General features: G+C 57.3%; 18 protein-coding genes. 5 read left to right on the top strand and 13 right to left on the bottom strand.

Annotated features, from left to right (window positions below):
- Window positions 1-152: 152 nt before the first annotated feature.
- Together PSR62_RS23665 and PSR62_RS23670 are read right to left on the bottom strand one after the other, a co-directional pair.
- Complete coding sequence (locus PSR62_RS23665) at window positions 153-1,220, bottom strand: UbiA family prenyltransferase (protein WP_274405422.1); 1,068 nt, start codon at window positions 1,218-1,220, stop codon at window positions 153-155.
- Window positions 1,220-2,425 carry a hypothetical protein gene (locus tag PSR62_RS23670; RefSeq protein WP_274405423.1) on the bottom strand — a complete coding sequence of 402 codons (1,206 nt, stop codon included), beginning with the start codon at window positions 2,423-2,425 and terminating at the stop codon, window positions 1,220-1,222. The genes PSR62_RS23665 and PSR62_RS23670 overlap by 1 nt, the downstream gene beginning before the upstream one ends.
- Before the next feature lie 306 nt (window positions 2,426-2,731).
- Here PSR62_RS23670 and PSR62_RS23675 point away from each other — a divergent pair, with 306 nt between their 5' ends.
- The 3 genes from PSR62_RS23675 to PSR62_RS23685 all read left to right on the top strand — a co-directional run bounded on the left by PSR62_RS23675 (window position 2,732) and on the right by PSR62_RS23685 (window position 6,489).
- Window positions 2,732-4,087 (top strand): hypothetical protein, encoded by a 1,356-nt coding sequence (locus tag PSR62_RS23675; RefSeq protein WP_274405425.1) that lies wholly within the window; start codon window positions 2,732-2,734, stop codon window positions 4,085-4,087.
- Window positions 4,088-4,315: 228 nt separating this feature from the next.
- Window positions 4,316-5,101, top strand: a complete 786-nt coding sequence (locus PSR62_RS23680; protein WP_274405426.1) for a hypothetical protein — start codon at window positions 4,316-4,318, stop codon at window positions 5,099-5,101.
- Window positions 5,098-6,489, top strand: a complete 1,392-nt coding sequence (locus PSR62_RS23685; protein ID WP_274405427.1) for a DUF11 domain-containing protein — start codon at window positions 5,098-5,100, stop codon at window positions 6,487-6,489. Before PSR62_RS23680 ends, PSR62_RS23685 begins: the two co-directional genes overlap by 4 nt.
- A 109-nt stretch (window positions 6,490-6,598) precedes the next feature.
- On the opposite strand, the gene PSR62_RS23690 is transcribed toward PSR62_RS23685, so the two are convergent.
- On the bottom strand, window positions 6,599-11,770 hold the full coding sequence (locus PSR62_RS23690; protein WP_274405428.1) for an Ig-like domain-containing protein: 5,172 nt from the start codon (window positions 11,768-11,770) through the stop codon (window positions 6,599-6,601).
- Between the two features lie 408 nt (window positions 11,771-12,178).
- Between PSR62_RS23690 and PSR62_RS23695 the strand changes: the two genes are divergently transcribed.
- On the top strand, window positions 12,179-13,060 hold the full coding sequence (locus PSR62_RS23695; protein ID WP_274405429.1) for a protein kinase family protein: 882 nt from the start codon (window positions 12,179-12,181) through the stop codon (window positions 13,058-13,060).
- Between the two features lie 19 nt (window positions 13,061-13,079).
- On the opposite strand, the gene PSR62_RS23700 is transcribed toward PSR62_RS23695, so the two are convergent.
- Window positions 13,080-14,744: a permease gene (locus tag PSR62_RS23700; protein ID WP_274408291.1), complete on the bottom strand. Its 1,665-nt coding sequence runs from the start codon at window positions 14,742-14,744 to the stop codon at window positions 13,080-13,082.
- A gap of 313 nt (window positions 14,745-15,057) precedes the next feature.
- Here PSR62_RS23700 and kdsB point away from each other — a divergent pair, with 313 nt between their 5' ends.
- Window positions 15,058-15,810 (top strand): 3-deoxy-manno-octulosonate cytidylyltransferase, encoded by a 753-nt coding sequence (gene kdsB, locus PSR62_RS23705; RefSeq protein ID WP_274408292.1) that lies wholly within the window; start codon window positions 15,058-15,060, stop codon window positions 15,808-15,810.
- Window positions 15,811-15,886: 76 nt separating this feature from the next.
- Here the strand turns inward: kdsB and PSR62_RS23710 are convergent, their stop codons facing one another.
- The 9 genes from PSR62_RS23710 to PSR62_RS23750 all read right to left on the bottom strand — a co-directional run bounded on the left by PSR62_RS23710 (window position 15,887) and on the right by PSR62_RS23750 (window position 25,773).
- Entirely contained in the window at window positions 15,887-16,207 is a 321-nt protein-coding gene (locus PSR62_RS23710; RefSeq protein ID WP_274405430.1) for a hypothetical protein, read from the bottom strand.
- 269 nt (window positions 16,208-16,476) lie between these two features.
- The gene (locus PSR62_RS23715; RefSeq protein WP_274405431.1) at window positions 16,477-16,875 is read right to left on the bottom strand and encodes a cytochrome C oxidase subunit IV family protein; all 399 of its coding nucleotides are present in this window, start codon (window positions 16,873-16,875) and stop codon (window positions 16,477-16,479) included.
- A 63-nt stretch (window positions 16,876-16,938) separates the two neighbouring features.
- Complete coding sequence (locus tag PSR62_RS23720; RefSeq protein WP_274405432.1) at window positions 16,939-18,210, bottom strand: cytochrome c oxidase subunit 3; 1,272 nt, start codon at window positions 18,208-18,210, stop codon at window positions 16,939-16,941.
- A gap of 134 nt (window positions 18,211-18,344) precedes the next feature.
- Complete coding sequence (locus PSR62_RS23725) at window positions 18,345-20,087, bottom strand: cytochrome c oxidase subunit I (RefSeq protein ID WP_274405433.1); 1,743 nt, start codon at window positions 20,085-20,087, stop codon at window positions 18,345-18,347.
- Between the two features lie 99 nt (window positions 20,088-20,186).
- A complete protein-coding gene (locus tag PSR62_RS23730) occupies window positions 20,187-21,368 on the bottom strand; it encodes a cytochrome c oxidase subunit II (protein ID WP_338020110.1) in 1,182 nt (393 codons plus the stop codon).
- A 67-nt stretch (window positions 21,369-21,435) separates the two neighbouring features.
- On the bottom strand, window positions 21,436-22,452 hold the full coding sequence (locus PSR62_RS23735) for an SCO family protein (RefSeq protein WP_274405435.1): 1,017 nt from the start codon (window positions 22,450-22,452) through the stop codon (window positions 21,436-21,438).
- Window positions 22,453-22,493: 41 nt separating this feature from the next.
- Window positions 22,494-22,790 carry a hypothetical protein gene (locus PSR62_RS23740; RefSeq protein WP_274405436.1) on the bottom strand — a complete coding sequence of 99 codons (297 nt, stop codon included), beginning with the start codon at window positions 22,788-22,790 and terminating at the stop codon, window positions 22,494-22,496.
- A gap of 72 nt (window positions 22,791-22,862) precedes the next feature.
- Window positions 22,863-24,104: a hypothetical protein gene (locus tag PSR62_RS23745; protein ID WP_274405437.1), complete on the bottom strand. Its 1,242-nt coding sequence runs from the start codon at window positions 24,102-24,104 to the stop codon at window positions 22,863-22,865.
- Between the two features lie 121 nt (window positions 24,105-24,225).
- Window positions 24,226-25,773: a quinol:electron acceptor oxidoreductase subunit ActD gene (locus tag PSR62_RS23750; RefSeq protein ID WP_274405438.1), complete on the bottom strand. Its 1,548-nt coding sequence runs from the start codon at window positions 25,771-25,773 to the stop codon at window positions 24,226-24,228.
- Between the last annotated feature and the right edge of the window lie 20 nt (window positions 25,774-25,793).

The raw sequence follows: 25,793 nt of genomic DNA on the forward strand, positions 1-25,793 counted from the left end.
AGAGGCCATAGCACAGAAACCATCAAATGCCTCTGCGATCGGCAGCAGAGTTTACCACATCTGGTTGGCAACCGAGCGATTCGGCCCCTGACTGTCCATAGCACGTCCGCGAGTGTTTGTCGGATGCAAGTCGGTCCGAGAGAACCAATTCATTAGGTCACTCGGAAGCGGCGGGCGAGCCATGTGGAGGGGATCACCAGGGCGAAGACGCAGAGCGATGGGATGGCTCCGGCTCCGAGCATGGTGATCGCGGCCATCAAGGGAATGATGGCCATGATCGCGGACTTGATCGTCAACTGAATGCGTTGGGGCGACGGTGAATGCCACGCTGTCCAACCTCTCGCCAGCGTTGGTACGATCATCAAGGCAATCGTGGCGGGAAAGATCAGCACGGGGTCAATTTGCCAACCTCGCGTCCAATCAACAGGCACGTCGGCGTTGGAAAAGAGACCGGCAACGCGAGGGGCGAGGGCCAGCACCACGCCGCCCAATGTCATCCCGAACCAGCCCCAAGGCAGGTGCAGGCTGCGATCACCGATCGCTTCTCGACGTGCGAAGGTGGTGACCCCGGTGATGTACAGCCCCATCCCAATTGCAAACGCGAACGAGACGGGTGTGATGTGCATCCAAACGGGCTCGCCGAGGACGGACACACGTCCCTGCCATTGCTCCGCGGGGATCACAGAATGAGCCGCTGTCGATCCCAGCAAGAAGCTCAACACGCGGCACCCACCCATCAACACGGAGGCGATGGGAGTGCGTTTGAAGGGGCCGTCGTAAGCGACAATGCAGATGCTCAACAGCAACGCGATCACACCTGGGACCGCGCCAATCAACGCGGCCAAAACCATTCCCACGACGAGCAATGCCCAGCCGACGCGTCGAGCATCCGCCAACCGAATCTCGCGGCGAGGGAGCGGTCGCTCGCTGCGTGCTCGGCGATCGGCTCGGATGTCAAAGACATCGTTGAGCACCATGCCGCCCCAGTACAACGCAACACCTGAGGCAACGACCAACGCGAGGAATGGCCAAACTGAACCCGCACTGTCATCGCCCGATCGCAACCAACCGCTGGCGCCCAGCACCAACAAGAATGCGGCCGACACATCGGCGACCACCGTGAATCCATTGGGCAGTCGAACAAGTTTCGCCCAGGAGAACAAACGCGTTCGGAACGTGGCGTTGGCAGGAAGCGAAGAACGAGATGAATGGGGGTTCATTAGCGACGTAGCATTCGACTTTGACGTTCCGTGATCGCAATTCCGTAACGAGACAAGTAGCGATCGGTTTCGTTGGTGAATTCGACGTCAAGGTCTTGGTTTTCAAATCGAAAGCGACCGATCGGCGGTGGCGAGATCGGACGCAGCGAATACAGCTCAATCAAACTGATCAAAGGGCAATTCAGCATTCGCTGGCTGGATGTTCGCGGGACCGACGTGGAATCGTCAACCACACTGGTTTCGCTCGCAAGGGAATCTTGTTGGCTGGAAGGGTGTTCGCTCGGGCCTTGGTCTCCCGCCGCGGAAGACTCCTCTTCGTTTTGGACGGCTGGCAGATGGGCTGGATCGCCCCAGTATTCGATTCGCAGCGGCAGGCCTTTGCCGAAATCCGTTTCAGGATCGTTGTTCCGCGCGATCAACACCACAACTTGTGTGGGGCAGAGTTCAGGCCAAGTCGTCGTGCCGAACTCTTCCAAGCGTTGTGCCCGCAGATCGTCACGCAACGTTCCCTTCACAATCCAAACGTCACGGCCTTCGAGCTGGCCGGATTGCAACGTCAGGTCATGTTCCGATGCGATGGTGTCCATCATTTCCGTCCATCCACCGACTCGCACGCTGGGTTTCAAGGTGCTCGGAGCGGCTGAACCTTGCGAGCCGCGTCCCAACAGCGAAGCGAGTGAGTCGTTGACCCATTGGTCCAAACGTCCCACATCAACGCGTCGCAAGGAAACTTGTTCCCCGATCTGCTCGCGGGTCCAAGCCAATCGCCCGTCGCTGACTTGTTGGAGCGTGTGTTTGCCCTCGCCGTCGAGCATCGTGACCTGCAGATTGAACTGGCCGGTTCCCTGGCCGGCTTGTTCGTAAGTCCCCACCCCTAAAATTTCGCGACCGCTGACCCAAACCCGCTGGCGAACCTTCGCGTCGAAAGCGGGCCCGTGAGCGATTCGTTGGACCGTCTGAGCGATCAATCGGTCGGCGGGGCCATTTGTTTTGGGCTCAATCGAATCCGCACCGGAAGCCTGAATTTCATTGCAAACCGCCGTCGCGAGGCCGCCCAAAAGGAAGCAGGCGAAAAGGCATCCCGCCGTTATTCCCAGTGTTTTCCGGGGTATCAGGCGACTTACCAAGCTCCGTCGACTGACATCAGCAGCACCGTCGCTGTGCGGGTTCAGACAGTCAAAGCAGTCGTGCGGGTGAATCTTCATGGGGAGGTTATGACGATTTTGCCAAAGAAATGCCCCCTCGCGTGCCGATGAGCTGAGCAGTGACTGATCCTGACAGAACAGTTGCGGGGAAGAAGGGCCGATCCTAGGTCGTTTTCCCGCTTCGCGTCCAGCCAGATCTGGTCACAACTGAACACCACTGACTTTCCATTTTGATTTGATTCAACGATTGAATCACAACCAGTTCTTGTTCCACGCTGCGTGAAACCCGAACGAGTCGCTTGTCGACTCGTCCGATTCATGGCAAGTGTTGGGGGAAGAACCCAGCGACCCAAGACGGGGGAAAAGATGAAACGAATCGTCACTCATTTGGCGCTTGCGGCGGCCACGGCGATCCTCGCCACCGGATGTGTGCCGGTTCGCCACAACCTGCCTCCAGAACAGCGGATGATGCAACCAGGTCCAGGCGTCGGAGGCCCCGGCCCCGGTGTCTTGGGCCCACAGGCCTACGGCATGATGGGAGCCAACGCTCCTGCGGCTGCAACGGGCACAGAAGGCATGATCACAGAGGGAGCCATCGACGGCGTCCTCGGTGAAGTGCCTTCGAGCATCGTCCAGGCAGGACAGAACAACCCCGAAATTCAGCAAGTCGGTTTCCGTCAAGTCGCCGGTGGCGATTGCGGATGTGGCGGCAGCTGTGGTGGCGGCGGATGTCTCAGTGGCGGATCGAACATTCCTCCTGGCGGCGGGGTGGCAATGATGCCACCACCCGGCATGATGCCTGGCATGGTTTCGACCGCCCAGGTCACTTTTGGCAACCCAGATGGCATGCAAGTTCGCTATGACCAATCGGGTGCCGGCATGTTCGACAGCGAACCCATGGTGGTTCCCGCTCGTCAGAACTTCCCACAAGGCGGTCTGTATCGCCTGAAGTTGACCAACATTCCTAGCCGTCCTGGTGTGGAATTGTACCCCACCGTTGAATTGGCCCACGCCAACCCACGGACCGGTGCGTACTTGGCTCACAACTCGGTGCCAATCCAGTTCACCGAAGAAGACTTCGACCAAGTCTTGACCGGGAACTTCGTCACCAAAGTCATCTACCTACCAGATCCCGAGTTCCAAGGCCCTGCTTTGGCCGGTATCGACACGCTTGTCAGCACTCGCCTCGATCCAGGCATCGACCCAATCGTCGAAGCCGACCGTCGCGGTAGCATCTTGGCGATCATCCGTTTGGGTGACAAAGACATCGAGATGGCTGGCGGCAACGGTGGCATGGCAATGGGCGGCATGATGGGTCCTCCGATCGCTGGCTTGCCCGCTCCTTTCGCTCCGGCGATGACTGACGGATGCGGCGGACCAGGTGCTGGCAAATCGGGCACACCGATGGGACTGCCCGGCATGATCGCTGGTGTCAACGCTCCTCAGTACGGAATGCCACACACCGGCACGCCGATTGGGTTGCCGGGACCACCTCACATTCCATTGGGTGCTCCCGCTGGTTTGAAGAAGCATGTGATTCGCAACCACACTCACATGAACATTCCACGACCTGTTGAGAAGATGCGAATCGATGTTCGCCAGCAACCTGGCATGAGCTACCCCAACCCGGTCAGCCGTGTTCGGATCACCGAGCAGAACATCAACCCAGGCGTTCCAAACGGTCGGCCTCTCTACGACAAGGCCAGCCAAGGCGTTTACTAGTCAGTCACGTCTGAATTGGAAAGCCGGTGACAACCGAATGCAGTCAGGCTCACGGGCCTGACTGCTCAGAACCACGACGCGGTGTTTTGCTTCGGCAACGCACCGCATCGTCACTGCCCAGCGCAAGTGGCGTTCCAGCAACGATCAAGCGACTGCCCTGGGCGAGTTACCGCTCAGGGCAAGTATCGCAGCTGCCCGAGAATGAACATCGCAACCGGATTGAGACTCATGGCAATCGCACGCATTACTCCGCCCAGCAACTTGCTGAACGCCGGATGGGCTCTGCCGTCGCTCGCGATCGCCTGCGTGTTGGCAACCAGCCTCTCTTCCTCGGCTGCTGACCCATCCCAGTACCTCTCGTCCAACGGACAACATCGATTGTTCAACGGTGCAATGCCACCGGGAGTGATCGCGGCCACGCGACAGATGGCGGGGCCAGGCGGCACGGCGGCAATGGGAGTGCAAGCTCCCTACTATCAACCCGTTCAAATCCGAGGCCCACAAGGCGTTCGATTTGCACTGCCTCAGATGGGCAGCTTTGTAGATCCCGAACCGGGGTTGATGGCGGGTTTGTTGGTCGGCCAAGTCTACCGCTTTCAAATCACCGGGATCCGTGGTGCCGAAGGCGTGGAGTTGTTTCCAACCTTGGAAATGGTCGACCGAACCTATCCACCACCGGGACTGGCAACGCGTTATCCAGTGATCGTCACCCTCGACGAAGAAGACCTGCAAGCCGCGTTGGATGGTCAATTGGTCACGCGAGTGATCTACCTCGAAGACCCACAAACCGCCGTGCCACTCGCTCAAGCCCCCACAACGGGCAGCGACACCGGCGGCGAAACTCCGATCGATGTGTCGCAGTTCCAAGACCCACTGCAAGTTGCCGATCGCCTCGGCCGAGTCGTCGCGATCCTGCGAATCGGCTCGCTCGCCCCGCCACGTTCCCACGAACTGGCACCCCAGTTTTTCTTTGGCTATCCCACTTGGGCACCCATCTTCAAGCCGGAATCATGATGCATCCAGCTCGCCTATCCGAGATCGCGATCCTGTCGCCGCCAACGAACATCGCTCGATCAAGCAGTGCACCGATGTGCTTGGCTTGGTTGGCCGTTGGTGCTGCCGCGATGTTGATCAGTGGTTGCGCCACGCCGGTCGCCTCGCCCAGCGTGCCGCCGACCGCCTCGCTCACTCAGCATCCAGTCCAACCGACTCAACCCACCCCGCCCTTCGCGCAGGCTGCTGCAACTCCCACTCCACCTGCGTTGGATGTGGCATCGTTGTATGGATCGACTTCCGTGACGTCCGACGTTCCTGGGGCCAACCTCACGATCGGTCCACCAGCGATCGCTCAAGTTGGTTTTCGAAATCAAACCGCGTGCGGATGCGGAAGCACTGCCTGCGCCGGCGAATGTGGTTCCACCAACGGCATGATGGGTGACTGTGTTGCCTGTCAGCCGATGCCTGCCATGCCCATGATGCGCGCTCCGTGGGGCGTCGACCCACAAGAGTTCCTGTGCGACGGCGGCGACCAGAATCCACAAGCTCGATTGACTCGAGGCGGATTGATCAACGGCCTGCAGCCCGAAGACACCGTCACCCACTACACCACCGAGGCAGGCGACATTGAATTCTCTGCCTCCAATCGGGTCTGCGTTTACTCGCCCCGATTTGCATCGGTGCGCCGGATCACGGGAGCGATTGTGAATGATCGTTCGATCACCGTTGGCGGCACGTTCCAACCCGTGGGACCGCGTGGCATTGACTTGGATCAGCCCGGGTTGGTGATGACCGACACCACCAAGATTGCTCACAGCGAATTGACGCGACGCGTCGATGCGATGCGAGATCGCAATCGTGGCGTTCCCGTCGACAACGTTCAACAAATCGAAGTCGCCGAAGATGTCCTCGCCTTGTTGACCAACATTCGCCAACTCAGCTTGTCCGAACTGGACGAGTCCCAACTGGCTCTTGTCGAACGCTTCGCCAACGCCGCCATCGCCTGGTCGATCGACGAATCGGTCGAAGTCGAAATCCAAGACTTGAAACCACCTACGTTGACCCGCGACCAAAAGGTCGATGCCGTGGTCGTGTATGACTTCCCTGAGGCGGGACGCGTCAACCTGATCAAGTTGGCTGACAAACAACACGCACCGGTCGGTGACACGGTGACCTTCGCGCTGCGATTGCAGAATGTGGGTGACTCACCAGTCAACGGGGTCGTCGTGACGGACAACCTGACCACACGTCTGGAATACATCGCCGAATCGGAATCCGCGACCATCAACGCCGACTTCAGCATCCAACCGAACCAAGCCGGCTCGGATCAATTGATCTGGAAACTGACCGAGGAACTCGATGTCGGTGAAACCGTCACGATCGAATTCCAATGCAAGGTGCGTTGAGCAGGGTGCCTTGAGCAAGTTGCTTTGAGTTCGACCAGTCAACAAAAAAGCGTGACAAAGCCATTGCTTCGCCACGCTTTTTGATTGGGTGTTGAACTTCCGGTCTGGGTTAGCCCCACAAACCAGCGACATCGTCGGCCAACAGGTCGAGCAGATCGTCGTCGTCCGAATCCGCCGTGGAGTTGTCGACCACCACCGCACCGTTGGACGATGCATTGGTTGCCGAGGCGGCTCCACCAGTGACCTTTGATTCTGCGGCCAAGTCACCGATCGCTTGATCCGAGGCTTCGCTGGAGAGCGTTTGAATGCCCGTTGAGATCGATTCGCCCGCTGCCGCAATCGATTCGCCGGCCGAGACCTCGTTCAGATAATTGATGACTCGCAAAGCGTCGATGGCACTGACACGACGGTCACCGTTGACGTCGTGGTAGTACAGGCTCGAATTCGCTGATCCGGGTTCGCCAGCAACGGCGGAATCCAGACGCGAGAGTTCATTGATGACCAACAAGGCGTCAATGGCGGTGACCAAATTGTCACCGTTCACATCCGCTGGCAGGTTCGTGTTCTGCAGTGGCTCACCGCTTCCGGTGATCGTGAAGGACAGCGAATCATAGACGATCTGGGAAGGATCGACTCGTTCGTCGCGGTCATCCAACAACGTGTCTTGGAATGGGAACCGGTCGGCTGGCGAACCAGTGATCGTTGCCGTTCCTGGTGCAACCGCTTCGAAGTACAGCGTGGCCAACAAAGGACTGACGCCCGTTGCTGGTTGTCCGGTGTCACTGCGGAGCGAACCGAATTCGTCAATCAAACCGGCACGTGTGTTGACGCCGACCGCTGCCGAGGAGTTGAACTCGTCTGCGAATTCGACATCAAATCCAAAGTCATCGACAGAAATCGTGTCAGACGGGACGATGCGTCCGGCGTCGTACAAGACATCGAGGAAGCCAGCGAAGACAGGATAGGGATCCCGTTGCGTCAGGTCATCCGCGATAATACGAACACCAAAACGTTGGCCAACCGCGACGGTGGAAATCGGGTTGCCCGATTCGTCCACCAACTCGAAGTCAAACTCGGCCAAGGGGTCCTGATTGGCTCCCACGACCAAGGTCACTTCCGCAATGCTGGTGACAATCCCGAACGTTGGGCTGGAAACCGTGGTCACATAAGTGAACGAATCGAAACCGCTGAATCCAATGTCAGCGGTGTACCCGATGTAGTCATCCGTTGGATCGTTGGGAGTGCCATTGTCGCGAACGAGTGCGACGCCATTGGCAGCACCTTGGTTGATTTCGAAGGAGATAACTTCGCCACTGGTTCCCAACAAGTCATTGTCGAGCACGTCCAGTTTGGATTCGGAAACACTGGTGATCAGCGATCCATTGCTATCGAGACCTTGAGGGAAGGAATCATCCAACGCCGAAGGGAAGTTCGGCCCCGCCGGTGCGATCGCAACCTCGACCGAACCGTAGCGAATTTCGCCAAAGCCCAAAGCGGAGGACTGTTCGATCAAAATCGTTTCGCTGACAGCGGCATCGGAGGGGTCAGCTTGGAAGACGGCAATCCCGGAACCAATTGCCTGCAGCGTGACAGTGAACAGTTCCGCCGGTCCGGTGTGCGAAGCGACATCGTCACCAGGTCCATTGACGGACGACAGGTTCGAGATGGACTGGGCGGCACCGATTTCATCGAGCAGACCAGGTGTCAGCGAGTTGCCGAGTTGGAAACTGCCGGGAGTTTCAAACTTAGGTCCAAACGTGATGTCAAAGGGGAACGCGTCGCTGGCGTTTGTATCAACGGTCGTCACCAACTCGCTGGAGTACAACACGTCCAAGAATGCGGAGGCCAAACCTTGTGGCGTTTGCCCAGGCAGGTTCCGCAAATCATCCACGCTGACTCGCAAGCGGAAGATGTCGCCTTGTTGCAAGGTTGGACGTGGCGTGTCGTTGACTTCGTCCAAGATTTCCAACGTGAACGATGCCAAGTCATCGGCATCGGCGTCCGGGTTGATCGAGACGGTCACGGTCGCAGTCGAGAAATTGTTCTCGCTGTCTTGAACCGTGTACATGAACTGTTCCGACCCGGTGAAACCAGCGGCAGGCGTGTACCGGACCGATTGGTTGTTCTGGGTCAACACCACGGTTCCACCCGCGGTTCCGTTGGTGACTGACGCCAAGGTCAGTCCACCGGGAGCGTTCGAAGCGATGTCGTTGTCGAGAACATTCAGCGGGAATCCGCCGCTGCTGTTCGCATTCGCTGGGATGCGATAAATGTCATCCAAAGCGATCGGGTCTTCGGTTTGGAACGTCACGTTGACGCTGACGGTGGCGGTCGCCACGTTGCCTTGCGTGTCAGTGACTCGGTACTGGATCGTGTCCTGTCCGACGAAGTTGTTTGGTGGCGTGTAGAGCAATTGCTGCTGGCCAGCGGCACCGGCACTGATGGTCACAACCCCTTGGGTCGCGGCGGTGCCCTGGGTGGTGATCGTCAGCGGATTGGACGCCGAGTTGAAGTCATTGGCCAGGACATCGATCGGGAAGCCTTGGCTGTTGCGAGGCACCGAGACGCTGTCGTCGTTGGCCAAGTCGCCGTTGTTCAGAAGTCGAACGGCATAGTCTTCGACTTCACCCGTATCAACAAAACCTGTGGCCGAGATGTTGGTGTCTTGGCTCAGACGGAACCGAGCGAACGTGTCGAGCAGGCCACTCGCCGGCAAAGTGAAGCTGGGCAGAGTCAAGGGAACCGAGCTGACACCAGTTGCCAGGGCTTGGTTCGTGATGAAGCGTTCATCCGAATCAAAGGTGCCGCTGCCATCGACGTCGATCCAACCTTGCAGGTAAGCCTGGCCACCAGTGGTGTTGTTGACCGTCACCTGGATGGAACTGGTCGTTCCAGGAACCAAGGGGCCCGTGAACTGGATGCCATCTTCGTCGGCACCATCCCCCGTGGCATCGGCAGTTGGCTGCCCATCGCTCTCGCGATCCACCGTGGCACCGAGAGTCAGACCACTGAGGATCCCGTGACTGGCACCATTGGATGCACTCAAGGTTCCGTACGAGTCCGGAGCATCACCAAAATCGCGAGACGACCGGCCACCGAAGTTGAAACCATCTGCTGGTCCGCTACCGGGCGTGACGATGTATTCGCCGGACAACGGAACGGTTGCTTCGAACCCAGCCTCTGCGACTTCGCGAATCGCGTAGGAATAATTCACCTCGGGCAAGTCGAGCGTATACAAACCGTCCTCGTCGGTGAGCGCGAATGGCTCACCCAGGTCAGGACGATTGTCGCCGTCCAAGTCAGCATAAATGTAGGCGCCTTCGACACCAGGTTCACCTGGATCATAGACGCCGTTTTCGTTCACATCTTCAAACTTCCGTCCGGTCACATCCGACAGCACCTGACGGAAACCAAAGCTCGGCAGGGTGCTGCTGCTTCCCAGAGTCACCGAACGACTGACAGGAGTCGTGGCCACGAAGTTGGAAGGTGTCATCGCGATGACGTTGTAACTGCCCGAAGCACCGAACAAGCTGTAGGTGCCATCCGCAGCGGTGACCGTCGAAGGATCGGATGGGCTCAAGACGCCATCGCCATTGACGTCCAAGAAAACCGTCACGCCACCGAGTCCCGAGTCGCCGGTGAAGGTGCCGTTGCCATTGACGTCATTGAAAATCCGTCCGGTCGCACCCGAACCCACAGTGCCTGTGGACAAGGAAAATGCCGCCGCGTGCCCGGTGTAATTCACACCGAAGATTCCTTCAGCAGGAGCGAAGATATCTGTGGCAAACTTCACCTGCACATCGTCGGTGGTCCCCAAAATCTGGTCAGGCCCTGTACCAACTCGGCTGTCCAGTATCGTTTGCAGGTTACCACCGGAATCCATCAGGTTGGCCGTGAGGTTCGCATTGTCGGTGTGACGCAAACCAAACAGGTGACCAGCTTCGTGGCTCGCAGTAGCAGCAATCGATGCTGCAAACGCATCGAACTCGCTGAGTGCAGGACTACGCTGGAACGAATTGGCCGTCGCTCGCAAGTTGTCTAGCAACAAGACGCCCGTCTCTCGAAGGTCAAAGTTGCCGATGTCGACCGATTCTGCCACCCCGTTCACGGGAAGCACAAAGTTGAAGATGGCTTCAGTACCGCCGATCGCCAACCGGGTCACGTTTGGATCACTCCCCGGATCGTTGTCGTCCAGGCTGTTGAGGATCTCGATTCCAAAATCACCTGGCGTCCCGGTTGAGTCGTAGTCGCCATTGAATCCATCGGCACCGACCGCGTTGAAGTGCGACTCAACGTTGGCGACGATGCTTCGGATTAGGTTCTCATATTCCGTTGCGTTAACCTGGATCCCTTGGCCGAACAGCGTTTGCTGCAGACTTGGAACACGATACACACCGCCGATTGGAAGGTTGCCGTCACCGCCAGCAATGATATTGAAACGGTCGATGTTGAACGAACCGCCATCAAAGTCCAGGTACAGTTTCTGAGATTGCCCAACTGGCAAACTTTCTGTCACGGGACGATAGGTGCGAAGTCCCAATGTGTAATCGACATTGGTCGACTGGGCCGCAACTTCAACGTAGTAGGTACCGGTCTGCGGAATCACTTGTGCAAAGTGTGCATTCCCGAGCGTCTGCAGAGGCGAGTTCGCTGGGTAAGTGTCCTCCGGTGTGTCAGCTCCATACCAGATGCTGGCTCGACTACCGAACACCGGGACTTCGCCCGGATAGGTGATCGCGTTGCCACTCGAATCCAGACGAGCTTGACCGTAGACGGTGAATGAAGTTGTTCCACCGAGTGAGGCGATGTCGAGGATGTCTCCCGCTTCGAGATCAAAACGGTAGACATCGATGTCCGTCTCGAAGCTAGTCGATGACGCAGACGTGAATCCGGCTGTTCCGGTGACGTCAATCGTATCCCGCTTCCCTGCCGCATTTCCAAGAGGCAAGAATTGAGAGTCGTTTGCGTTGGTAAAGTCGTTCTCGCCAAACTCACCGCGAGATTCCACTTCCGCAACCGGGAAGGCGGCGACGGTTCCGACGTTGCGTGGACCTTCGTATTCGTCCAAGGCCGGGCTGCTTGGAATGATCCCACCGGCCGCCAAGAGTTGGCGATTTTCCAACCCTTCCATCATCAAACGGCGTTTCTGGGTTCGTTTACTTCGCCGGTCGCTGCGGCGTTTCGAGCGTCCTTTGCCCGCGTTGGAATCGGATGGATTTCGCTCCGTAGCGGTTTGAGAAGTCCAATCCGACGACGGTTGAGAAGGCTGACGATGAATCATCGAGGGTCTCTGGCAGGATGGGCCCCTGGGGACCAGAAAAGGGGAAGCAGTGCTGTCACACACCTGACGGCGTTTCCGTGACGATGCGGAAGTGGCCACAAACAGCAAACCGCGACAGCGAGTCTAGTTAGGGGCGATGCGGTGTCAACGAAATGCATACTTTGTGACGTCAACACGATCGACAAAGTTCCCCGAATGAATCGTCCACCTCCTACAACCCGCACAACCAGCCCCCATTGGACCCGCTGAAACCAGCGATTGGGGCGACAATCATGCCGAATTGGCGGACTTTTCCGGTCGCCAGGAGTCGATTCGACCGGAACCATCGACCGAGTCGATGTCACTCTCGGTTCCGGACCAATCCGTTTGTCCGCTCCCAGACCTCTTCGCCTCCTGTTTGGATCGCTCATGTTTGGCAAATCCCGCGCGTCATCAACATCGACTTCTGCCGCCGAGACGCCCACCTGCTCCATGAACAGCCCGTTTTCCCAACGAATTCTGGGGATTTGGCGGCTCGGCAGATCGATTGCCCAGGGCCAGGGGACGGAGTTGTTTCTCGCTCAACCCGCCGATGCCGCCGACAGCCCCCGCTGGGACTACGTCCTGAAAACGGCCGCTTTGACAGGCAACGCAAGCGTCCCGGCCATCCAACCAGCTCGACGTTTCGCTCAAATCATCGCCTCCGCAGGGATCACACACCCCAATCTGATGCCGATCCTGGACGAATCCGCCCATGGCACATCCCCCTACGTGGTGATGCCACGTTTGGACGCCATGGATTTGACGGATCGAATTTCAGAAATCCGACAATTTGCGTTGCCGGTCGCCCTGTGGTGGACCAGGCAACTCGCACAGGCCACGCAGGCCCTGCACCAAAATGGCTGGATCCATGGCGACATCAGCCCCGCCAATGTGCTGGTCGATTCACAGGGACATGTGACTCTGATCGATCTGGGACATGCCGCGAGAATTCATTCGCCGATGCCGCCTCTGTTCCGCGGAACCCCGGGATACGCCGCCCCAGAACTCGCCGCCGGAAACACGGCTGCCCTGCCAGCCATGGACGTGCACTCCCTCGGCCAGATTCTGCTGCAAACGCTGGCGTTGACCGAACCCACTCAGTCCCGCAGCATCGAACCCGTCGCTGAGTTGATTGAACAAATGGTGTCCCCCGATCCGCTGGAACGCCCCTCGACGAGCAACGTCGTCACCCGACTGCTCCAACTCGAAATCGAAACGTTGGGATGTCACATCGTTCCCGAACGAAGCACGTTCCGCCGAGCCGCCTAGTGCGACTCCGACGTGCCCCTCAGGATGACGGCTTGATCTCGGATTGGCCGGCCGGTTCATGACCGCTCATTTCCGAATTGTCCGCGGTCGAAATCCCCGGCAGGAACCATGACCAGGCGATCAAGAATCCACCTGTGATCGCATAACCCGCCACGTATTCCATCACCTTGGCAACATGCTCGCCCGGCAAGCCCAACGAGCTTGATTCGCCAAACAGAAACGGGACGAACAAGCGATTGCCCTCGATCGGCGAATGCATCACGCCAAAGCAGGTCAACACCGCGGCCCCCAGCATCACGACGCCGGCCCGAATCAGCTTGCGGTCGATCATCGACGCGAGCGTCCAAGACCAGAGCAACCCGGTCACGATGAAACCGTTGCTGAGCATTCGCAAGGTCTGCAGGTCATGCTTCAACGGACCACCCACCAGCGAATCCATCGTGTGCCCGCCTGCGAGCATCAACGAATCCCCAAAGATTCGATCTGGCAAACTCATCGCTAAATACGCCAGCGCTGGCAAGCAAGCGATCACGACCGCCGCGTAGTGTTTGCGTGGCGTTGCGGTAAACGTCTGCGCCGTGATCTCCAACCCGACGAACACCAAAATCGGATACACCGCCGGCGCGGGGATCCAAGCATTCAACAACGCAAAGTAACCCACAATTCCCGCTGACCCGACCAGCAACGCGGTGGCCAACGTGTAGGCCGCCCGGCCTCCCATCGCTTTGTAAGCCGGGTGACCGATGTACGGTGTGGTTTGAATCACGCCACCTGAAAGCCCTGCCAAGAAGGTCGCCGCGGCCTCCACGCCCAACACCGTGCGTGCATCGTATTCATCGCCCGCCGAGGCAGCGGATTCCGTGCAATCAATCCCGCCAACGACGGTGGCCAGCGCGAACGGCAACACAAACGGCAAGAACGGAACCGCATCGGGAAACGCGCCCCACCATGTCCCCTGCCACGATTCCATCCACTGGATCGGAAACCAAACGGTCGGCTGAGTCGTCGGGAATTCATACCCAGCCACTCCTAGCAAACACAACAAGTAGTAAACACTTCCGGCAACGATCAATGCCCCCAGCGTCCCCGGGGTTCGACCGGGCAAAGGCAGGTGAGCGATCAACGTCCCCAGCACCATCACCAACGCCAACAAACCCGGCAGGGGCGAACCCAAAATATGAGTCAGCGGGAAAAAGCTGATCAACACCAGGGCGATCGCAGCCAACGAACCCAGCAAGCCGGCGCGGGGAATCGCATCCCGAACGACCTGGCCGAATGGAGCCAAGATGAGCTTCAACACCCCACACATCACCGTGCACCAAATCCCGATGTGCCAGGTGTGACGGGCCGCTTCCAACTCCGTCATTCCACCCGCCCGCGCTGCCAAGAAAGCGGGCCCCAACACCAACAGAATCATCCCAAACGTCGACGGTGTGTCCAAACCCAGCGGCATCGCCGTCACATCGTCTCGGTTCTGTTGGCGTCCCATCCGCAAGGCAATGAAGAAGAACGCGATGTCACCCAGCATCACACCCAGCGCCGTGCCGGGAACCATGTGCGTGACCGTGAACTCCGCTGGCAACCCGAACCCCGCCAGCAACGCGGTCATCAACAACAACCCCGCCACGTTGTCGAGCATCAATCCAAAGAAGGCATTGATGTCGCCCGTCGTCGCCCACCACATCGCAGGAGATTTCTGGCCTGTTGTTTGCTCTGCACCAGACATGAAAAACCTGTTGTTGACGAATCGAGCGGGTTGCGATCAGCACGGCCTCATCCGAGGTGCTCTAGTTCTAACCGGATTCAACCTCCGATGGAGGCAACTCGCGAGATTCATCCCGGAGCGTTTCCGAATCGAGCCTTGTGCGTCGAACAACGGCGTTTGCATCTCAAATCCGCTTCGATTCCACTGATGCCACCCCGGATTGCCCTCGTTCCGCTCCACCGATCAATTGACTCGTTTGTCCACAACCGTTCCCCAAGCCATCGGAACCACCATGAAGTGCATGATCGTCATTCCCGCTCGCTTGGCATCCTCCCGCCTCAGCCAGAAATTGCTGTTGCAAGCGGGTGGCAAATCCGTGCTGCAACACACCTACGAAGCCGCAATGAAATCCTTCGTCAGCGAGGAAGTCATCGTCGCAGTGGACGACCCTCGCTTGGCCGCAGAAGTCGATTCCTTTGGCGGACAAGCCCGACTGACCAGCGTCGAATGCCAAAGCGGAACCGACCGGATCGCAGAGGTCGCCCTGCTGCATGAAGACATCGATATCTTCATCAACGTTCAAGGCGACGAACCGGAGATCGATCCCAAGACAATCGATGCGGTCGCGCAATTGCTGATGCAACATCCCGAGGCAGACATTGCCACCGCTGCCTGCCCCATTCGCGATCGCGAACGCGTGGAAGATCCCAATTGTGTCAAAGCGGTCCTGGGAGCCGACCAGCGAGCGATCACATTCAGCCGTGCCGCTGTTCCCCATCCTCGCGATGGATTGACGGATGCCCTGCTGAACGCGGAACCAGCGAACTACTGGCAGCACATCGGGCTGTATGCCTACCGCCGAGACTTCTTGCTGTGGTTCGCGATGCAGCCGCCAGGAAGGCTCGAGCAAATCGAAAAACTCGAGCAACTGCGGGCCATCGAAGCGGGCAAAACGATCGTCGTCGCTCCCGTCGAGGCGACCGCTCCTGGGATCGACACCCTGGAAGATTTTCGCGAATTCACCGCACGAATCGAATCGGTGTGACCAACCGTTGAGAAGATCAGCGAGTGTCAAACACTCGCTGAATCACCCGCGACAAAAGCCGGCAAGACGGCTCGTACTAGCGACGACCAAAGGGGCGGCTGGCCCCACGTCCGGATTGCACCCCATCGGTACCGATCACGACGCGTCGAAGAGGACGGTAGGTCAACGGGGTTTGCTCGGCGCTCTCTACCCAGCGAACGGTGTTGCCATACACGTGGAACAATCGTCCCGGCCGCTCGGCAATCGGCGTCGCCTGAATTTGAGCTCGGTATTCACCAGTCGGCACAACGACCGGGCTCCATTCTTCCGCAACAACTCTTGCGGGGCTGCTCGCCAAAGAGGTTCCCAAACTCACTGCCGCCAACAAAGCCAACACAGAACCGGACAAAGAACGCATCGCTGATTTTCTCCTGAAGAAATGTCTGAACCTGCAAACATACGTCAAGAAAACAGCTTAGGCAATTTCGGTCAACCTTTCCGGATAAAAAACACCACGCAGTCCGGTCACCTGGAAAAAAGGAGGTGCATCCACCCACTCCCCAAGCGGGAATCCGGTCCAGCCCGTCGCGTGAAAGATGCCTCGACATGAAAAAGCCCGGTCACAAAGTGCCGGGCAAATTTCAGATCCGTGCCCAGCGGAATTCACATCCGCTGAACAGGGTTTCACTACAGATCGACGGAAACCGCAACAGGCACTTCGTCCACTTTGTTTTCGGCTGCAGAAGACGTCATCTTCGCATCACTCAGCGTGATGGTCACGAACAACCCGACAAACACAAACGACGACAGAAACACGATCAGGTTGAACGGTTTGTCGAACGCCAAGTGCATGAAGAACAAACCGACCAAGACAGCCTTGATGGTGGCGATGAACATCACAATCGCAATGTCGATGCTGCCCAAGTCAAAATTGGCCTGAGCGACGGTCACGATCGTCAGAAACACCAACGCGATGAACACACCGAACAGCAGCGGCAACGGAATGGGGTGCGCGAAATCGCCCTCGGCATGGCCGTCGTGCGAGTGTGCCGAATCGGTGTTCGCGGAATGTCCGTGGTCAGACATATTGCAACTTTCGAGAGGTCGTTTGAGTGAGGAGGAATGCGAATGAACTGCTCAGCGGCTGAACTAGCGAATCAGGTACAGCAGCGGGAACAAGTAGATCCAGATCAAGTCGACGATGTGCCAGTACAGGCCGACATAATCCACCGGGCCAAAGTAGTGTCGATTGAAATCCTGGCGGATCGCACGGATCAACAGCCAAACCAGCACACCGATCCCAGCCAAAATGTGAATCGCGTGAACACCGGTCATGCAGTAGTAAATGCCAAAGAACACACCGGCTTGTCGTGGTGTGTTGACGTCACCTGGGATGGTGGAGATCCCCGCGTCACTGGTGGACGAATCCTTCAGAATCTTGCCTTCAGCCATGGTTTGCTGAGTCTGTTCTGCCACCACCAAGTCCTTCAGACCGGTGTTGGTTTCGTTTTCAGCCAGCAACTTCACCGCCGCGTAGTCGTCGCCCAAAGGCGTTTGGACCATGTTGGCGTCGGATTCGTCCGCGACTTCTTCTGCATGATCGACAGTTGCCACGGCGTGCGAATGATCTGCGTCGCCGTGTTCCGCGTCGGCATGGTCGCCGGCTGCCGCGACATGCTCATCACCATGATGCTCGCCACCGGACTCCAAGATCGTGCCCAGGCCAACGCCCCCGAAGAAGCTCAAAGCGACGACGAACAGTGGCTTTGCACAAGCGTACTGGAACGCATTGCCCGAGATTTTCGAGACAACCAACCAAATGAACACGCCTGCTGCGATCAACGCGAACGGAGCGCACAGGAAATACAAACTGTTCGTCAGGAAGAACGCCGTCGACTCCGAGAAACCGTGCAACTCAACCATCTGAGCGGCGGTCGGGTGCTCGTTGGCAGCACTGTAAAAGTACGTTCCCGGCGGCAGCAATCCCATGCCCCATTTGTGCGAGTACTCGATCGACTTCACACCCAAGAAGACCATCGCACAGGAAAGCGTGGTCGCAATCAACGCGACCAACTTCTTGTGCTCTTCCGTCTGGGAGCAGCGAACGGCCCATGCCATCGTCAGCGAACTGAACAGCAGCACGCCGGTGTTGATCGCACCCAGTTTCGTGTTCAGGAACTGGCTGCAACCCTCGAAGACTTCCGGTCGAAGCATTCGGAGGATGGCGTACGCACAGAACATTCCACTGAAGAACAAAATCTCCGTGACCAGGAACAACCAAATGCCCAGCTTGCCGCTGTCAAATTGCTGTTCGGGGGTCTCGAAATGGTGCGCCAACCAAGATGGATGATCGTGATCGTGCCCATGCGAATCATCCGCGTGAGCATCGGTTGGTGAAGATACGGAGTCGATCGTTGCCATGAGCGGTGGGCCGACGTGTGAACTGATTCAAAACGGAAAGCGGCACCAATCCGATGCCGCGGGATTTATAACAAGTGCCCCCGAACGTCGCACGATCCATCAAGACGGACAATTCGACGCAGGGCAGGTCTGAACTACTCTTGGCCGCCAGCATGGGCGGGAACTTCATCGGGCGTGGACTCGGGAACCAGTTTGCGTTCTGGCTCCGTCATGACGTAACGCTCGTTCTCCGCGTCCCATTCCAAATTGTGGAAATCGTATGGATCGCCAACAACGGGTGGACGTTCAAAGTTGTAATACGGCGGTGGGCTGGTGCATTGCCATTCCAAGGTCACGCCACCCCAGGGGTTGGCAGGGGCACGACGGCCTTTGGCCAGCGAAACCATCAGCACGATGAACGCATACAGCAAACCAATTCCGAGCAACAAAGCGCCAAACGTGCTGAGCTGATGCAAGAACGCGAATTCGGGATCGTACGTCGCGTAACGACGAGGCATCCCGCGGCTCCCCAAGACGAACTGTGGCAGGAACGTGCCATTGAATCCGAGGAAGACCAACAGCGAGGCGATTCGCCCGTGAGTTTCGTTGTAGAGCTTCCCGACCATCTTCGGCCACCAGTGGAACACGCCACCCAGGAAGGCGATCAACGTTCCACCGACCATCACATAGTGAAAGTGAGCGACCACAAAGTAAGTGTCGTGAAGGTGCAAGTCCGTTGCCAAGGTTCCGAGGAACAACCCGGTCAAACCACCGATGGTGAACAAGAAAATGAACGAGATCGCGTAGCACATCGGGGTCGTCAGGCTGATCGAGCCTCGGTACATCGTCGCCAACCAGTTGAACACCTTGATCGCTGACGGCACCGAGACCGTGAACGTCAACGCGGAAAACACGATGGTGGTCAACGAGCTCATGCCCGCGGTGAACATGTGGTGTCCCCAGACCAAGAAGCCCAGCAGAGCAATCGCGATCGAGGAGTAGGCGATGAAGCGATAGCCGAAGATGTGCTTGTGACTGTGAACGCTGATCAGTTCGCTGATGATGCCGAAGGCCGGCAAAATCATGATGTACACAGCGGGGTGGCTGTAGAACCAGAAAAAGTGCTGGTAGGTCACCGGGTCGCCGTTGAATTCAGGATCAAAGATCCCGATGTGCATCGTGCGTTCTGCGATCAGCAGCAACAACGTGATCCCCAGGACGGGCGTTGCCAACACCTGAATGATGCTGGTCGCGTAAGTCGCCCACAGGAACAAAGGCATCTTGAACCAGGTCATGCCCGGTGGACGCATCGTGTTGATCGTGACAATGAAGTTCAGACCGGTGAAGATCGAGCTGAATCCCAGAATGAAGGCACCCAAGGTGGCCAAAATCACCGAGGTGTCGGTCGTTGTGCTGTAGGGCGTGTAAAACGTCCAACCGGTGTCCAACCCACTGCTGAACAAGGCGCTCACGAAGAACAACGCCCCAAACACCCACAGATAGAAACTACTGAGGTTCAATCGCGGGAAACCAACGTCCTTCGCACCCAGCATGACAGGCACAAGGAAGTTCCCCAGTGCCGCCGGGATACTCGGGATGATGAACAAGAACACCATGATCGCCCCGTGCAGGGTGAACACTTGGTTGTAAATGTTGTTGCCTTCGGCGCCCGTGAACAGCAATCCATCGGGTTTCAACAGGTGCAAACGAATGGCAAGGGCGAGCAAACCACCGATTGCAAAGGCGCTCACCACGCCGATCAAATACATCATCCCGATGCGTTTGTGATCCAGCGTGAACATCCAGCTGAGGATGCCCGAGGAGTTGGTCAGGTAGTTTTCGCGTTCGGTTGGATAACCGGGGTCGCGAGCGCCCGCAGGGAGTGTTGCATTGGACATATTGGCGTCCCTTCTGGAGACCGTAAAACGTGTCGGTGATGGGTGTGCTTTGAAAAGGCTTCAGTCAGTTTACCGAATCAGCCTGAATCTCTAAACGAATTATTCGGCGGATTCTGCTTCCGGTTCAGCCTGGGCTGCCGCCGGTTGAGACGGTGCGTTGGCACTGATCGACTTCAAGTAAGCGATGATCGAGGCAATGTCGTCGTCGCTGAGTTGCCCCTTGTAGCTCGGCATGACAGGTTGATAACCCGCGACCACCTTGGCCTTGGGTGCGAGAATCGATTCGCGAACGTAGTTTTCGTCGACGATTTGGTTCTCACCAGTGGTCAAACCGTGCTGGCTGCCGTAAACGTCCTTGAAGGTCGGGCCAACCAGTTTCGAACCGTCAACCGAGTGGCAACCGGAACAACCGCGACGGCCGTAGAGCAATTCGCCCCACTCTTCCATCGAGACTTCACCGCGACTGCTGTTCGCCTTGATCCAGGCGTCCAAGTCGGCTTGCGTTTCGTGAACCACGACCACCGTTTGCATTTCGGAGTGGTTCGTGCCGCAATACTCGGCACAGTACAGGTCGAAGAACGTGTAACCCTCGGGCGTGACTTGCACTTCCTTCTCACCATCTTCTGTTTCGATGGTGTGGACTTTGTCGTAGTCCCAAGTGGTGCCTTCGTTTTGCTTTTTCAGCTTGGCAAGTTGCTCGGCACTGATCTGTTCGCTCGCAATGGTCGGTTTGAACCACATGTAGTTGTACCGACCCGGCACAACATCCTTTTTCACGCGGAAGGCCGGGATGAACACACTGTGAATCACATCGGTGCTGCGCATCGACAGTTTGGTTGGCTCATCTTTGACGATGTGCAACTCAGGATGGAACGTGCCGTTCCCATAATCCATCGTCCATCCCCACTTGAAGGCCTGGAGACCGATGTCGTAGGAACCCTCTGGCGGGCTCCGCATGTCGAGGAACGAAATCGAACCTTGGACAAACATCCAAACCAACAGCACCGAGGGCCCGATTGACCAAGTCAATTCCAGGGTCGTGTGGTGCGACAATTGGCTTTCCGCCTTGGTACCGCGAGCCTTGATGTATTTGAACAGGCACCAAACCATGAACACCATCATGGGCACGAAAAATGCCAAGCTGATGTACAGGATCAGGTCATAAACCCAATCAACTTCTTCGGCGAACGATGAACCTTGGATGGGAAACCAAAAGTCCGCGTTTTTGTCAGCCAACAAAGTTGGAAACGTCATGGCGAGCGATTCGATTGCAGGAAACATTTGAGTGAATGATTTTCAGGTCGCAGTGGATTCGGTTGTCTGGTCTTGCTGAGTTCGCAAGCGATCGTCAGTCGGCATTCCCGTGCAAATGCCACTGCGTTGGTTTCAAAGGTGCCGGTTCCGATGTGCCATCGGGTCCAGCGGTTGTGCTGACGTCGCCGTCAGGTGTTTCGTCGTCCGTGGCATTGGCTGGCGAACCTTTGCGGCCTCGCCAATACGGCAGCAACGCCAACCCGAGCAACGTGATGGTCATCCCACCGCCCAGTCGCATCAGCTTCCAAGCCTGGGGGACATAACTGTTTTCGTTTGGATCGTAGCTGTAGCACCACAGCACAAACTGATCGACGATCCCGCCCACATTGCCTTGGCCCGCCTCGACCAATGCCAACTTCATTTGGTCCGGGGGGAAAGCAACGCCCAGCGAATAACGCGTGATCACACCATCGGGTGAGACAAACGCCAGCATCGCTGGGTGAGCGTACTCTTTGGTGCGAGGGTTGTACTTGTAGGAGAAGCCCACTTCCTTGGCCAAGCGTTCCACATTGGCTTTCGTCGTTCGCGTGAACGACCATCCCTCTTCGGCTTTGGGATGCGAAGGAACTTGTTCGACGTATCGTTTCTTTGTGTCTCGAAGTCGTTGGTCGGTTTCCGTCGGGTCGATGCTAACGCTGAGCAACTGAAAGTCTTCACCGATCTTCAAGTCACCCATTTGGTCGAGCGATTGAGCGAGCTGGTTCAATTGCACGTTGCAAAGCATCGGGCAGTTGCTGTAGTTCAGCGTCAAAATCAGCGAACGTTCACCATCGAGGTAATGACTCAACGTGAACTTGCGGCCCTTCGAATCGATCAGCTTCATGTCACCGGGCAACTGGTTGCCCAAACGTTGCTCGACGGTGACGTTTTCAACGCCCTTGGGAATGCCGTCATTCAGAAGGACAGGCGCCCCCTGTTCCATCGCTCCCGTGCTGGGCTGAGCCGACGCGGGTGAACCGACACCGGCCATGAACGCGAGCATTCCAGCCACGAACGCCCAACTTGCCAGTGGCAAGCGGTTGGTCATTCGGCGGGAAACGAGCGTATTCATGGGGGATCGCTAGGGAGTGATTGGTTGTACGGGTCGCGGTCTCAGGCTTCGTCTTGCGAGTCAGCCTTCTTGACCATCTTCTTCATCGCGTCTTCGACCGGAATCGTCACATTGCCGGTTTCTGGATCCACGCCGTAACGCGAAATCTCAGCGGATTGGTCCGCCAGCACTGCGTTTTGACGGGAATACGAAGCCGATTGAACCTTGCGTTCATCGACAATGTCCGCCATCGCGAAATACAGGACCTGGACCGCTAACACGGTAACCGCAGTGACCAAGATCGAGATCACGCTGATGACCGCGATTCGTTTGACATTGAGGTCGTCGTAGGCTGCCATGAGTAAGGATTCAGTAGAAAGGAGATGGGTGGGGTCCGAACAGCGGCAAATTGCCGCAAAACACAGATCGGTTTAGAAATTCTCGAATGCCAGCGACTCACCCAATCGAGGGTCGCGAACCGGCACCACGCGAGTTCCAGCGGCCAATTTGAGCATCAAACCCAACATCAGAGCGATCATTCCAATCACGCAAACCAGGGTCGCAATGATTCCGGCTGCACCCCCCAAGCCCATTCCGGCTTCCGGGATGATGATCCAGTACAGATCAACGAGGTGCAAAACCAAGATGTAAGCCGCCCAGCAGGTGATCAGCCAAGGGCGACGCCGAACGTGGCGACTCATTGTCCCAGCAAACGGCAATCCCCAGTGAAGGATCATCAGCACCAACGAAACGTTGAACCACCCGTTTGTCGAGCGTGTGTAGAACCAGTGTGTTTCCTCAGGAATGTTGGCGTACCAGATCAGCATGTATTGGCTGAACGAGATGTATCCCCAGAAACAAATGAACCCGAAGATCAACTTGCCCAAATCGTGGTAGTGCTCCACCGTGACTTCGTCTCGCATCGCACCCGCTCGCTGCAGCAAAAAACTGAACAAGCAAATCGCACAGTGCGCCGACAGAATGCTGCCGGTGAAGAGGTACACACCAAACATGGTCGAGAACCACATCGGAGCCAGACTCATCACCCAATCGAATGCCGCAAATGAGGTGCAGAAGGAGAACGCGATGACGGCGGGGCCACTCCGAGCCTGCAGCTTTTCGGTGATCGTGATCTCGCCGGTTTCGTCTTGGCGTTGGCTACCGCGGTAGTACCACGCGGCGATGCCGCACCAAACGGTCAAGTAAATGAGCGACCGGGCGACGAACCAATTGGGGTTCAACCAACGTTCTTTTTGCTCCCAGATCGCACTCGGAATACCGTGCTCGGCTTGGTAACCCTCGGCCGACCAAACGTAGAGCGATCCGGTGTAAGCCGAGACAGCGATGGGGATGAACAGCAATGCCAATGGAATGACCATGATCATCATCAGCTCCGCGACGCGCCGGACCACGACACTCCAACCCGCCCGCGACAGGTGCTGGATCAACACGAAGAACAAGGACCCAATCGCAAGGGTCAGGCAGTACATGTAAGCCACCAAGTACGATGACATCCCAAAGCGACCGCCCACGGCCGAGTTGGAAAAGAACGCACCGCCGACCAGTGCCACGATGCCCCCGATGATCATGGGCAACGACAACCCGGCCAAGGAGGCGGGAAGTTGGAATGCCGGGTCATCGGCAGGCTTGATAGCGACCGCTTTGTGTGACATGGGAGATGTGAGGGCTGAGACTAAGTGATGTGATGACTGGTTTCGGTGCCGGGTTGTCCGGCGTCGGACGATTTCGTTTCTCGGCTACGGCGGTTGCCCGTCGGCCGATGACAAAATCGACCTACTCGGCCTCGGCGGCTTCTGCCGCCTTGGCTGCTTCGGCTTCGGCGGCGGCTTTCAATTTGGCTTGAACGTCGGCCTGTTCTTTTTCAATTTCCGAACGCTGCGGTCCAGGAACGTCTTCCAAGGTCGCGTCCTGGCTGGCTTGCAACGCTCGCACATAGGCCACGATCGCCCAGCGATCCTTGGCTTTGATCTGCGAGGCGTAACCTGGCATCTTGCGGACACCGTTGGTGATCGTGCTGAACAACTTGCCGTCGGGGTAAACGTCCGAGTACAGCGTTGGATCATGCATGTTCGACGGTGGCGTCCACGTGGTTGCCAGAATCTGTTGAGCTCGGCGATTGACCAAGCCGTTTCCGCGTCCGTTCACGCCGTGGCAAACGGAGCAGTAAATGTTGAATTGTTGTTGACCGCGAGCCAGAGCTTCTTCGCTCAGCTCGAGTGGGTTCTCGGTCAACCAAGGCGTGTTGTCCGCGGCCGCTGCGACAGGAGTGTTTTCTGGCGCGTCGCTGGTTTCGGCAGCAGGATCTGATTTCTCAGTCGTCGCTTCGTCAGCGGTCTTCTCCTCAGCGGCAGGCTCTTCAGCTGCCACCTTGTCTTCATCATCCACGGCAACGTCTGATTGCAGAGCAACCAACTGAGCAGCACGTGGTGCATCGATGCTGGCCAATTCGTCCATATCGATGCCGGTCTTGAAGTTCAAATCCCAATCCATTTCGCCGCGACGAACGGTTCCGGGAACATCAGGACGCATGGCCCGACCATCCGCAAACAAACTGGTCGTTTGCTGAGCGTCTTTGGAAGGCGAAAAGTCCATGTCGGGGAAGATGTGGAAACGTGGCGAACCACTTTTGGTCACTCGCATCCGCAACACAGCCAAAGCTGGAATCGAAGACAGGCAAATCACGGTCGCGAGTGTGATCAGCAGTCCCTTAGGAATGACTTTGGAAGAGTCATCCTCGAGCACAGGCTCCACAAATTCACCGCCGAGTTCGCCCAACAAGGCCTTCGCACCGGCTTCGTCAAATCGAGAGTCCTTGGCATCCAAGAACAAGAAGAACGTGTCATCCGTTGCCCGATCGAATCGTGGGCTGGTGAACATCGGGTTGCTGAACCGGGGCAGACCATTCAAGGCCCACATGCCAAAGAACGTTCCGAACGAAGCCAGCAAAATCGTCAACTCAAACGTCACCGGAATGAACGCCGGCAAGGAGATGAAGGGTTTGCCCGAGATGATGTAAGGGTACTGAATGCCTTCGAACAGGTCCGTTTGACCGTTCAAGCTGATCTGCATCAAGAGTGCGATCGTGGTCCCCGTCAAACCCGCCGCCAAAGAGATCCAAGGCAAAATGGTGGGTTTGATTCCCAGGGCCGTGTCGATCCCGTGCACCGGGAATGGCGTGAACGCATCCGCTTTGGTGTAGCCCGCGTCGCGAACCCGACGACAAGCTGCCAGCAGCGAATCGACATCCGTGAATTCGGCGACGACACCGTGGACTTTTTTGTCGTCCGCGACTGTCTTCGGTTTGGGTTGGGATTCAGTCATGAGAAAGATTTCAATGAACG

This window comes from Rhodopirellula sp. P2, from assembly GCF_028768465.1.
Lineage (GTDB): Bacteria > Planctomycetota > Planctomycetia > Pirellulales > Pirellulaceae > Rhodopirellula.